This window comes from Collinsella sp. CLA-ER-H2, from assembly GCF_040092405.1.
Lineage (GTDB): Bacteria > Actinomycetota > Coriobacteriia > Coriobacteriales > Coriobacteriaceae > Collinsella.
The window spans coordinates 39,815-50,469 of sequence record NZ_JBBNLO010000019.1; the positions used below are offsets into that span (position 1 = coordinate 39,815).

Here is a 10,655-nt window from a genome sequence, read left to right on the forward strand (position 1 = left end):
GCACACGATTGCCTCCCTTTCGTTTTTGGTGTCCGTAACTAACGTATGCACACCACCCGCAAACCTTTACAGCCCGCACTCAACCACCTGCGGCTGACCGGGAATACGGGAATAATTGAGCCGTTATCCCGGGTGGGAATGGGCTCGCTAATCAACCACGACGCTGCCGTTCTGCGTCACCGTCACGGTCATGCCGTCAGCTACGTAGCTCAAAAACTCCTCGCCCAGGCAGTCGATCACCGGCATGGGCGTGGCGTCGCCCAGCCACACGTCTTGCAGGATGGCGCCAGCAGCGGCCAGCGAGTCTATCTCCTCGCTAAACAGCAGGCACGCGGGCTGCCTGTCCATGGCCACGGCGCAGTACAGTACCAGGCCACCGGTGGTCGAACCTATGGTCGCGGGCAGGCACAGTGCCTTGCCGCGCATCTTCTTGCCGTACAGGTCGGGGTTGTTCTGGTCGCCACAGGTCGACTCCTTGTCGCCAAACTGCAACGCTTTCTGAAACGACGCGAGCGTGTTGAGCCCGCCGTAGCTCACGAGTGCCGTCGCGCTTACGGTCCCGGGCACCACCACACGCCCCGTAAACGTCTTTGTCATCATCGCGCTCCCTTCGTGAGGATGTCCAGAATCTCGTCGTCGGTGTAATAGCGCGCGCTCGAATACGTGCGCAGCTTGTTTGAGTTCGTGATCACGGGCATCTTCGCGCTCAGCGGGTTGTTCATATACATGAGCGGGCAGATGCTCGACACCACCACGCCCGCCGCATCCAGCACGCGCGCAGCCGGCGTGGCCGCAAAGCGCTTCGCCACCGCGGGTGCCGCCGTAAACACACACGGCACGCTCACGCGCGTGCGGCCGGCCTCGGCCAGTCCCTGCGCTATGCGCTCGCTCCACTGCTCGAGCTGCTCCATACTCATATGCGGGCACCCCATAAAGCACAGTTTGGGCTTGGCGTCCGCGTTCTTCCACACCACCGGGTAGCTCGCGCGCACGCGCTCAAGCTCGGCGTCGTCGATCACATACACCTGCGCACCCTCGCGCACGAGCGTGCGGCCCTGCTCTCGCGCCTCAGGCGTCAGCCCCTCCACGTGGTACAGGCCCACCGAGCCGTTCGACGCGCACGCCGCACCCATGTCCTTCAGGTACGCCTTCGCGCTGCCATCGAGCTCATCGCCCAGCCACGCGTCCAGCCCTGTGATGTAAGGCACGTCGGCCATCACGCGCATGCCGATGGCCGAACCCAAAAGCTGCGCCTCGGGCCTTCGCTCGCAGCGCACCTCGACCACCCAGTCGGCGCGTCTGCCGTCGTCGGTCAGCAGCCCAAACCGTGGCACGAACCCGCACACCGACCCCATCAAATCGATGATGCCCGAGTTGCGGTTGCATCGCGCGCCCAGCACCGAGTTCGCATACACCACGGCAGACGACTCCGACCAGCTCAGCACATCGCCCATCGCGGGCACGTTGCCCACCTCGTCCATGTAGCACGTGCATGTGAACGCGTCGTCGCCCATCAGCCCCAACTCGCGCAACTGCCCCTCGTAAAAATCCTGCTTGCTGTACATGAAGTGCTTAAAGATGATCTTCTGCAAAAAGCTCGCCGGCGCGTTGTCATCCAACGGCCTGGGGTCTACCGAGAAACCCATCTGGCTCACGGCCCCTTCGTCTATGAGCTTGCCCATCAGCTCGTACACCGGCCCCAGCGCCTTGAGCCCAAAGCTCGTCACAAGGTGGTTGTACTTGCTCGTCACGCTCACCATCTCGTCGGCACCGTACAGGTCGCCGTAGCGCACGAGCGTCTCGAGCACCTTCGCCATCGTCTCGCCGCGCTCGCCGGCGAGCATCGCCTCTTGTTCGGCGGTCAGTTTCATAGCTTTCCCCCTTCTTCTTACAGCGTCATCGCCACGTCGTACGCGCGCCAGATCACGCTGCGCAGATTGCCCACGCCGTTGCAGTCGCCCACCAGGCGAACGCCACGGCCCGATCTCGCAAGCGGCGCAGGCGTGTACCCCGTGGCCGTCACCACGGCGTCGGCTTCGATGTCAAACGTCGTACCGTCCGCGTGCCTGCAGCTCACGCGCAGGCCAGCGTCCCCGGTGCGCGCGATGCCGACAAGCGTGGTCTCAAGATGCACAGGCACCTGCTTCCAGGCGAACCACTCGCGCAGGTACGAGCTGTTGGCCAGGCATACGCCCTTCTGCGCCACCAGGTCGTCGGCCATCTCGACAATCTCGACGTCGCGCCCCTCGAGCGCGGCGTCGTAGGCCACCTCACAGCCGGTCAGGCCGCCGCCCACCACCACAACGCGCTGCGCCGCGGGCGGATTCTCCAGGTAGTCGCACGCCTCACGCGCCAGCTCTATGCCGGGGACGGGCAGCGTGCGCGGGGTCGAGCCCGTCGCAACCACCACAGGGCCGTCGAGCTCGGTAATGTCGCGCACCTCGTCACCCAGGCGCACGTCCACGTTAAGCTGTACCATCTGCCGCTCATACCAGGCAAGCAAGTCACGCATCTTATCCTTGTAGCTTGCCCGCGCGGCAGCGACGAACACGCCGCCCAGGCGCTCGCCGCGCTCGTGAATCACCGGACGATGGCCTCGCAACGCCAGCACACGGGCGCACTCCATGCCGCCGATGCCGCCGCCCACGATGTGGATCGTCTTGGGCGACGAGGTCGGCTTGATGTAGTGGCGCGACGCCTGCATGGTCTCGGCGTTCACGGCACAACGCGCCAGATGCAAAGAATCCATAAGGTCCTGGTCGTTGGCCACACCCTTGTAGTGGCACATGTTAAAGCAGCCGTTATGGCACAGGATGCACGGGCGGATATCGGCCTCTCGACCCGCTTTAAGCTTCGACACCCAAGCAGGATCGGCCAAGAACGGCCGAGCGAAGCCTGCGGCGTCGATACGTTTCTCGGCGATGGCCGCGGCGGCGTCGGCGGGCTCCATGCGTCCGGCGCATACGACGGGCACGTCGATGTGCCGGCGCAGCTCGGCCACGTCGTCTAGGTTGCAGTTCTTGGGCATGTAGATAGGCGGGTGGGCCCAGTACCAGGCGTCATAGGTACCGTTATCGCAGTTGAACATGTCGCAGGCTGCGTCGGCCAGGTAGCGCGCAGCCTCGATGGACTCGGCCATGTCGCGGCCGGCCTCTACGAACTGCTCGCCAGGAAGTGCGCCTTGACGCAGCCCCTTCGTCTTGGATTCGACGCTGTAGCGGATGGACACGGGAAAGTCGTCGCCGCAGGCACGCTTGATGGCACGTACGATCTCGGCCGCGAAACGATACCGGTTCTCCAGGCTGCCGCCGTACTCATCGGTGCGCTTGTTCACGTATTTCAGGGCGAACTGGTCGAGCAGATAGCCCTCATGGACGGCGTGCACCTCGACACCGTCGACACCTGCCTCCTTGAGCAGACGCGACGACTCGGCGAACGACTCGATGATCTGGTCGATCTCGGGCTTGGTGATCTCACGCGACGGCACCTTGTCCGACCAGCGGTTGGGCGAGGCGCTCGGCGCGGCGCAGATGCGCTCGAGGTCCATGACGGGCTTGGCAGCGGCGCGCAGGACCGGGTTCGTGTAGAGCGCCTCCATGAGCGGACTGATGGTGAACGATCGGCCGAAGCCTGCCGTGAGCTGCACGAACAGCTTGGCGCCGGTTGCATGGAACACAGGCATCCACACCGCTAGGTCGCGGTATATCTTCTTGTTCTTGTGTAACCATTGGCCGAACATCGGGTTGTACACCGGCTGGCATCCGGGCAGCACCAGGCCGGCATCGTGCTTGGCCACCTCGAGGAGGAACTCGGCTCCTGCACGGTCGAAATGGTTCTTTTCCATCCAACCGAACAGGTCGGTGCCACCCATCGACGTCATGACGATGCGGTTCTTGATAGCGAGAGAACCTATGGTCCAAGGCTCAAAGAGAGGCGCGAGGGTATCGTTCACGGGTGCTCCTTACAGCTTGTAGGCGATCCAGGCGCTTGCGTCGTCAAAGTTCTCGTTGGGGACCCAGTACATCACGCGGTCGGTGAGGTTGTACACGACGCTGTGAACGGTGATGGTGTTGGCGTCGTCGTTGTTCCAGCTACGACGACCCACGGCGGCGAGCACATCCATAGCCGCAGACTCGTCGGCCACGATGCCGTCGGTCGCGGACAGGCGCGTGTAGAGTTCGTTGTAGCGGTCGAGGCCTTTCTTGGCATCGTCGGAGGCGTAGTAGTTGGGCTCGAGCACGAAGTTCGTGACCCACTGGTAGTCCGCCGCAGCCTCGACCTCGCCGAACGCGGCATCGTCGTCGTTGTAGGTCACACGCAGCTCACGGGCGGAACCGTCGGTGTCGGTGTCGTCGTCTGCGGCAACCCACTCGAAGATGGCGCTGCGGCCGGATGCGTCGGCCACCATGTAGTGGTAGCTCGTGCCTGCCGAGTCATGCATGTCGTAAGACTGGGCGATCTCGACGGCCTCGTCCAGATCGTCGGCGTAATCGAGCACGAGACGAAGGAAGGTGGTGGTGGTCATGTCGGGTTTATCGGTATCTTGGTTCGTGGCCGTGACCTCGCCCTCGGGACCCTGGTAGGTCATGTAGACGCCACAGCTCACGCCGGCGTCGTTCATGCCGTCGAGCGGCGCGTAGACGGCAGCCAGGCAGGTGAGGCGGTCCTTGAGGCCGTCGACCTCGGACTCGGCGTCCATGCCCAGCAGGCCCAGGTCGACCGTGGAGACCGTGGCGTGGCGGTCGCCCGAGGCGGAAGTGTGCACGATGGCGGCGTGCGTGGTGTGCATATCGTAGTTGCGGGCGAACAGCGCGTCGCCGGCGGCCGTGGAGGCGGTGAACGACGAGCAGCCGATCTGGGGCGTGGGCATGGAGATGTCGACGACACCCTTCGTGATGTTGCCGATGACGAAGTCGATGAGCTCGGCGTCGCTCGAAACGCCGCCCTGCTCGACGAACTTGTCGATGTAGTAGTCGCCGGCCATGGTCATCTCGTAGACGTTAGCATCACCGTGGCTTGCGTTGCGCTCGCGGATCTTGTGGAAGCTGGCCACGGAGGCGATCTCGTCTTTCCAGGTGAAGCCGATGGTGCCCACGAGGGCCACAATGACAAGCACCAGGACGATGACGATTTTCTTTACGGTCTTCTTCATGTACACGTTCTCCTTTCATTCAGCACACTGTGTGCTGAGATGGGCAAAAGAAGCGGCGATAGGTATGGGACCTACCGCCGAAAAGATGGTGGCAAACGGGTGCGCCGGGTGCAGCCCTTAAGCCCTCATGCCCGAAAGCATGAGGTCGAAGCCGTAGCGGAAGCGCGCCAGCGCCTCGTTCTCGGGAATGCCGCGGCCGAGCGCATCGGCGTTGAACCCGCGGATAAAGCACCAGATGGCATACGAGGACTGCGCCTCGTCTAGGTCGGCACGCACCACGCCGAGCTGTTTGCCCTGCGTGATAAGCGCACGAATCTCGCGATCCCACCAGGCGAAGTTTTCTTCCCCCGCCGAGTCGGCCTCGAACACGAACTGGTTGAAGTTCTGCTTGGCGACGTAGGACAGGTGCAGCGTGCGCGCAGCGATGTGATGCACGTGTTCGAAGAAGTCACCCTCGCCGTCATACGGTGCGCACAGGCTTTCGCGCATCTTGCCGGCGATGTCGCGATACACGATATCGAGCACCTCGTCGATATTGGCGAAGCGGTTGTAGAACACGCGGTTCGTGATGTGCAGGTCCTTGAGGACATCGCGCACGGTAAGACTCGCGTAGCCGCGCTCGCACGCGAGGCGTCGCACGCTCGCGACGATCTCATCCGACGTGCCGTCCACGATGCGTGTGGGTTTATTGGCGTCCATGACCCTCCTCACGAAGTCACCTATCAATCGTTCAGCACACAGTGTGCTGGGTCATAATGACTGGATAGCGCAACCGTGTCAACGCGCTTCGCATGATGCACAAAACCTGTTGCAATAACCGCCCGCGCAAAAGGGTCGACATGAACCTCATGGCCCGGCGGCCTCGCGTGCCGCTCACGAACCCCTACCTGATCTCGCTCAGCAAGCAGGAGCAGCTCTGCCCCCGCCGCGGCCACAAGACCCACTTCGCCCGGACGCTCAACCCGGACGCCGTCTACGAGGTCTGCGACGATTGCGGATATTTCTTTACGCTGGTCGCCCCCGAGTGGGCGTGGGTCAAGGATGCGCCTAAGCCCGTGGGCAAGCCTAAGTCCTCGCCCCGCTTCATCGCGATCGAGGGCGGGCTGGTCTAGGCTGAAGCCTGCTGCCGCGAATCTGCACTCTGCGCCTCTCTCCTTCCGGAGACGCAGGAGAATGCATGGCTTCCGTTCGATTTGACCGATGCAGCATTGGGTTATTTTTTCGAGACGAAAGAAACCGCCTGCCTCACGGAAATCCCGTTTCGGGCTTAAACCCAATTGCCCGGGTTCCCGATTGCGTACAGGGGAATGTTCCGCATCCAGCCCTGGTCACGGAATCCCGACATGCTGAACCTGCGGGGGCTCATGCCCTCGTAGCGCCCATTGAAGGCGCGCAGGCTCTTCGCGCGCAGGTTCTCCTCGGCCTTCACTTCGATGGGGTACACGCCGGACCCGGCCTGCACGAGGAAGTCAATCTCGCCGCTGGAGTTCTCGGCCGACCAGTAAAAGGGCACGAGGCCGCAGTCCGACACGAGCTGCTGGCAGACGTACTGCTCGGTGAGGGCCCCCTTGAATTCCGTGAAAATGCTGCTGCCGTCTACCAACGCAGCCGGGCTCAGCCCGCTCATTGCCCCCAGAAGCCCTATGTCCAACATGAACACCTTGAAGGCGTTTTGGTCCCGGTAGGCCTTCAGCGGCATGCCTGGTTTGCTCACGCGCGGCACTTTGACGATGAGGCCGGCTTGCTCAAGCCATCGCAGGCTCTCCTCGAAATCCGCTGCTCGAGCGCCTTTGCGAACGTGGCCGAATACGAACTTCTTGTTCTCCTTTGAAAGGTGCTTGGGGATGGAGTCCCACGCGAGCATAGTCCGCGCCAGCAGGTTTGCGGGCACGTGCTTGGCGAAATCGCTCATGTAATCGACAAGGATCTGGTCCTGCACCTCTCGCGCGTCGCGCACGTCTGCCGTGTCGATGTAGGCGTTCACGGCTTCCGGCATCCCCCCTACGATGTAGTAGGTGCGCAGAAGCTCCTTGAGCTTGTCCGAGAAGGTGTTCATCATCGCAAGGTCGCCCTTTTCGATCAGCTCGGCGTAACGTCCGTTTCCCGTTGCGCCGAGGAATTCGGTGAAGCTCAGCGGGAAGAGGTTCACCGAATTGACCTTGCCGACGGGGAATCCGGTCCCATGCGTTGCGGAGATGCCCAGAAGGGAGCCGGCTGCGGCCACATGGTATTCTTGGGCGTCCTCGCAGAAGTACTTGAGCGACGTGATGGCAGCGGGACAGGACTGGATCTCGTCCAGGACAACGAGCGTTCTGCCCGGATCGATGTCCATGTCGAGGTGCAGCGAGAGCGAGGAGACGATTCTTCGGGGATCGAGGTCGGGTTCGAAGAACCGGCGAGCCCGCTCATCCTTGTCAAGGCTCACATAGGCGATGCTTTCGAAATGCAGCTTCCCGAACTCTTTGAGGATCCAGGTTTTGCCGACCTGGCGCGCGCCGTTGACGATGAGGGGCTTGCGGCGTTCGCTTCCCTTCCACTCGACCAGCTTATCCATCAGCTTTCTCTGCATGGGGAACCTCCATCAACAAATTACGCCCTTATTATCGTGCAAAAACACAATAATAAGGGCGTAATAATGATAACTGATGCAAAAATCAGGCGGAACTACTCCCACTCTTTCACGCTCGTTTGTTGCGGCGCCATTCCAATTGGGTCTAGTTTGGTTGTCGGTTTTGTCCACCTTGCCGCCGAATCCCTCCGTGTGTCCTCGCGTAGGCGTTTGGGACAAACCCTGGGACAAATCCGTGAACTATTTCGAAACCGCAAGCCCACAGTTTCATTTTTGTCCGGGGACAAAATCGGGTTGGTTTTGAGGCCCTAAAACGTCCGATATGAACACCAAAACAGCCGACTATCCTCTTCGACACCCGTTTGGCAAAGTGAATCGTAGCCAGCGGCTTTAACGTCTTGCATTTCCGCAGGTCATGAGGGATGCACAAGAGCGATGACTGAAAGAATCGTCGCGGGTGGCTTTGTTTTCGCCCTTATGAGCCGGCTCTAAGCGCCTTAGGAACCGAGCGGGAAATCCGAGCTAGAGAATCCCAATCGTCGCCTTATTTCAGGCTGATTGCAACCGGCTGTTCGCCTTCCCACGCCAATGGCGTGCAGACATCTTCGATATTCTCGCTCGTTATGGCAAAAATCGCGTCTCCAGGGCTTGCCTTTTTCGATTTGGCGTATTGCTCTTCAGATCATCGTGGTGTGCTCGTAGCCGCGCCCCACGAGGAGCCGCTCGGCAACGTCGAGAATCCTCTCGACCGCCTCCTCCGGGCACTTATTGCGTGCCACGGGCACCTCCATCCTTGTTATCGCGATAAACATACCATGAGTGGCGTACGGGTCGAAAAGGGCTGGCGACAAAAGAGCCCAACGGCCGTTACGGCTTCGTTAGAAACGCGCCCCACCATGGATGGTGAACCCGAAAGGTAAGGCGCGCGGACACGGTGACTCGGCCCGCGCGCCCGGAAGAGAAAGGACGAACCCATGGGTTACATGCTCGAGACGCGCGGGCTCACCAAGCGCTTCGGCCGCGGCGACCAGGCGCAGGACGCCGTGGCCGACGTGAGCCTTCATATCCGCGAGGGCGAGGTGTACGGGCTGCTCGGTCCCAACGGCGCCGGCAAGTCGACAACGCTCAAGATGATCTGCGGGATGCTGCGGCCGACGGCCGGGGAGATCATCTTTGCCGGGCACGCCTGGCGCCGCGAGGACCTCTACGCAATCGGCAGCCTCATCGAGGAGGCGCCGCTCTACCCCAACCTCACCGCGCGCGAGAACCTGCGCGTGCGCACCACGCTGCTGGGCCTTCCCGAGAGCCGCATAGATGAGGTGCTCGCCGCCGTGGACCTCGCGGACACCGGGAAGAAGCGCGCCGGGCGCTTCTCGATGGGCATGCGGCAGCGCCTGGGGCTCGCGCTGGCGCTGATCGCCCGGCCACGCCTGCTCGTGCTCGACGAGCCCACCAACGGCCTCGATCCCATCGGCATCGAGGAGCTGCGCGACCAGATCCGCGGCTTCGCGGCGGCGGGCACGACGGTGATCGTCTCGAGCCACATCCTCTCCGAGGTGCAGCAGATGGCGGACACCATCGGCATCATCTGCGGAGGGCGCCTCGCCTACGAGGATGCGCTTCGGCCCGGGCAGGACCTCGAGGAACTCTTCATGAGCTTCTGCCGGGAAGGGCGACGAGCACGCGGGGAGGTGGCGGCATGACGGGCGAGAAAGGCGGCCTGCTCGCGGGCCTGCGCGCCGAGGCCCTGAAGTCGCGCCACGCGGCACCGGTTCGCCTGGCCGTGCTCATGGCGCTGCCGATGCCGCTGCTCGGCGCGATGCCCTACCGGGGCGTGCAGATCTTCAGCGCGTGGAACTACTGGTACGCGCTCTTCCTGCCCGTGTCTCTCTCGCTCGTGGTGGCGTGCGTCGCGCGGGCGGACGCTCGCACGCGGATGCGGGGGCTTCTGGGCCTGGGCTTCCCGCTCGGGCGCGCCTGGTGGGCCAAGGCGCTCTGGTGCCTCGCGCTCTGCACGCTCTCGAACCTCGTGGTCTTCGGCATCTACCTCGCGGGCTCGGCGTTCTCCTCGCAGGGCCTCACGGCCGCGGGCACGCTCACGATGCTCCTCTGCGCGCTCGCCAACACGGTGACCGCGGCGTGGATGATCCCCGCAGGGCTCTTCCTCACGGCGCGGCTCGGCATGCTCGCGGGCATCTTCTGCCCGCTCGCCGCACAGCTCGTGGGTGGTTTCGCCTGGTCGCTGATACCGCTGCCGCAGCTCTTTCCGCCGTCGGCGAGCATGGTCATCCCCACGAGCTTCATCCCCGTGCTGCCGAGCGGCGAGCCACTCGCGGCGGACATGGCGCTCGGCGGGGCGCTCGCGGCGGACGGCATGCTCACACTGGCGGGCCTTGCGGTCTGCGCGCTCGCGTTCGCCGCGCTCACGGCGGCGGGCGCGGCCTGGTTCGCGCGCTCCGAGGAGAGGTGATGGCCGTGACACGACTCTCCGACCCGACGCCGCGCATGACTCTCCCGCGGGCCCTGCTCTCCGAGGCCCTGCGCCTGGCGCGCTCCCCGCTCACGGCGGCGCACCTCGTCTGCGGCACAGCCGGTCTTGCCTGCGGCGAGTACTTCTCTGTAACCCGATGGGACCCGGCGCTGGGCGCGGACGCCTACGCCCAGTTCCTCGGCGCCCTCATGCCGCTCATGTCCGCCATCGTCTGCGGGCTCGCCGTGGACGAGGAGCGCGCCGCCGGGCGCCTCGCCAACCTCACGGCGGTCCCCTCGCGCGGGCGCGCCGTCGCGGCGAAGCTGCTCGCCCTTGACCATTGCGGCCCGACCGCCTTCGGTGCGGTGCTCACGCTTAAGGCGTAAAGGCCGCAGGCGAGCGTTCTTCAGCCTGACATCTCGACGTAGCCCCCAGCCATGGTGATGGGGGATAGATTAAAACGT

10 protein-coding genes are annotated in these 10,655 nt (G+C 63.4%); 4 read left to right on the top strand and 6 right to left on the bottom strand.

Features of this window, described 5'->3' with window-relative positions:
• Nucleotides 1-147: 147 nt before the first annotated feature.
• From AAAX59_RS06750 to AAAX59_RS06770, 5 genes are all read right to left on the bottom strand, one after another.
• Complete coding sequence (locus AAAX59_RS06750; protein ID WP_271756228.1) at nt 148-600, bottom strand: DUF126 domain-containing protein; 453 nt, start codon at nt 598-600, stop codon at nt 148-150.
• Entirely contained in the window at nt 597-1,871 is a 1,275-nt protein-coding gene (locus tag AAAX59_RS06755) for an aconitase X (RefSeq protein ID WP_349071224.1), read from the bottom strand. The genes AAAX59_RS06750 and AAAX59_RS06755 overlap by 4 nt, the downstream gene beginning before the upstream one ends.
• A 17-nt stretch (nt 1,872-1,888) precedes the next feature.
• On the bottom strand, nt 1,889-3,952 hold the full coding sequence (locus tag AAAX59_RS06760; protein WP_349071225.1) for an FAD-dependent oxidoreductase: 2,064 nt from the start codon (nt 3,950-3,952) through the stop codon (nt 1,889-1,891).
• 9 nt (nt 3,953-3,961) lie between these two features.
• On the bottom strand, nt 3,962-5,152 hold the full coding sequence (locus tag AAAX59_RS06765; protein WP_349071226.1) for a carcinine hydrolase/isopenicillin-N N-acyltransferase family protein: 1,191 nt from the start codon (nt 5,150-5,152) through the stop codon (nt 3,962-3,964).
• A gap of 117 nt (nt 5,153-5,269) precedes the next feature.
• Entirely contained in the window at nt 5,270-5,851 is a 582-nt protein-coding gene (locus AAAX59_RS06770) for a TetR/AcrR family transcriptional regulator (protein ID WP_271730302.1), read from the bottom strand.
• A gap of 140 nt (nt 5,852-5,991) precedes the next feature.
• Between AAAX59_RS06770 and AAAX59_RS06775 the strand changes: the two genes are divergently transcribed.
• Nucleotides 5,992-6,264 (top strand): hypothetical protein, encoded by a 273-nt coding sequence (locus tag AAAX59_RS06775; protein WP_271737312.1) that lies wholly within the window; start codon nt 5,992-5,994, stop codon nt 6,262-6,264.
• 155 nt (nt 6,265-6,419) lie between these two features.
• Here AAAX59_RS06775 and AAAX59_RS06780 read toward each other — a convergent pair whose 3' ends face one another.
• Entirely contained in the window at nt 6,420-7,721 is a 1,302-nt protein-coding gene (locus tag AAAX59_RS06780) for an AAA family ATPase (RefSeq protein ID WP_271730304.1), read from the bottom strand.
• A 974-nt stretch (nt 7,722-8,695) separates the two neighbouring features.
• On the opposite strand from AAAX59_RS06780, the gene AAAX59_RS06785 reads away from it, so the two are divergent.
• The 3 genes from AAAX59_RS06785 to AAAX59_RS06795 are packed head-to-tail and all read left to right on the top strand — an operon-like array spanning nt 8,696 to nt 10,577.
• A complete protein-coding gene (locus AAAX59_RS06785; RefSeq protein ID WP_349071227.1) occupies nt 8,696-9,424 on the top strand; it encodes a lantibiotic protection ABC transporter ATP-binding protein in 729 nt (242 codons plus the stop codon).
• The gene (locus tag AAAX59_RS06790) at nt 9,421-10,191 is read left to right on the top strand and encodes a hypothetical protein (protein WP_349071228.1); all 771 of its coding nucleotides are present in this window, start codon (nt 9,421-9,423) and stop codon (nt 10,189-10,191) included. The genes AAAX59_RS06785 and AAAX59_RS06790 overlap by 4 nt, the downstream gene beginning before the upstream one ends.
• 35 nt (nt 10,192-10,226) lie before the next feature.
• Nucleotides 10,227-10,577 (top strand): hypothetical protein, encoded by a 351-nt coding sequence (locus AAAX59_RS06795; RefSeq protein ID WP_349071229.1) that lies wholly within the window; start codon nt 10,227-10,229, stop codon nt 10,575-10,577.
• Nucleotides 10,578-10,655: the final 78 nt, after the last annotated feature.

What these genes read in the sequence shown, in the direction of transcription:
- AAAX59_RS06750 (WP_271756228.1), bottom strand. Translation starts at nt 600, where the DNA reads ATGATGACAAAGACGTTTACGGGGCGTGTGGTGGTGCCCGGGACCGTA.
- AAAX59_RS06755 (WP_349071224.1), bottom strand. Translation starts at nt 1,871, where the DNA reads ATGAAACTGACCGCCGAACAAGAGGCGATGCTCGCCGGCGAGCGCGGC.
- AAAX59_RS06765 (WP_349071226.1), bottom strand. Translation starts at nt 5,152, where the DNA reads ATGAAGAAGACCGTAAAGAAAATCGTCATCGTCCTGGTGCTTGTCATT.
- AAAX59_RS06770 (WP_271730302.1), bottom strand. Translation starts at nt 5,851, where the DNA reads ATGGACGCCAATAAACCCACACGCATCGTGGACGGCACGTCGGATGAG.
- AAAX59_RS06775 (WP_271737312.1), top strand. Translation starts at nt 5,992, where the DNA reads ATGAACCTCATGGCCCGGCGGCCTCGCGTGCCGCTCACGAACCCCTAC.
- AAAX59_RS06780 (WP_271730304.1), bottom strand. Translation starts at nt 7,721, where the DNA reads ATGCAGAGAAAGCTGATGGATAAGCTGGTCGAGTGGAAGGGAAGCGAA.
- AAAX59_RS06785 (WP_349071227.1), top strand. Translation starts at nt 8,696, where the DNA reads ATGGGTTACATGCTCGAGACGCGCGGGCTCACCAAGCGCTTCGGCCGC.
- AAAX59_RS06790 (WP_349071228.1), top strand. Translation starts at nt 9,421, where the DNA reads ATGACGGGCGAGAAAGGCGGCCTGCTCGCGGGCCTGCGCGCCGAGGCC.
- AAAX59_RS06795 (WP_349071229.1), top strand. Translation starts at nt 10,227, where the DNA reads ATGACTCTCCCGCGGGCCCTGCTCTCCGAGGCCCTGCGCCTGGCGCGC.